The organism is Stenotrophomonas maltophilia group sp. RNC7, from assembly GCF_030910085.1.
GTDB lineage: Bacteria > Pseudomonadota > Gammaproteobacteria > Xanthomonadales > Xanthomonadaceae > Stenotrophomonas > Stenotrophomonas sepilia.
Map to the genome: position 1 here is coordinate 1 of NZ_JAVFVN010000977.1, position 353 is coordinate 353.

Annotated in this window: 1 protein-coding gene; it reads left to right on the plus strand. The window is 34.3% G+C overall.

From position 1 onward, the window contains the following. Positions 1-353: hypothetical protein (locus tag RCF13_RS25260; protein WP_308141645.1), on the plus strand; the 353-nt coding region annotated here is incomplete at both ends.

Below are 353 nucleotides of genomic sequence, written 5' to 3' on the forward strand. Positions count from 1 at the left end.
AAGATGGAAATTAAAATATGGAGGTATGAAAATGTGCAGACCACTTAAAATTACATTAGGACTAACTACATTAGCTATTTTTCTGTCCGTTTCAATGGCATCTGTTTCGAAAGCATCGATTCCAGACATACAAGAGGCAAAGATTAGTGTTCAGAATTATATAGAGGCAATTGAAAATAGAAACATAGATGAGATAATGAACTGGGTAAAGGATACTCGCTTTAATTCACCTGCTCAACAAAGATCTCAATATCTCACCATGTTTTCTACCGATCCCTTTTCGGACCCAAAAATTATAAGCATTCAGAAAATTGATAGAAGTACTATGGTTGCCTCAATTGAACTTGTTAGAA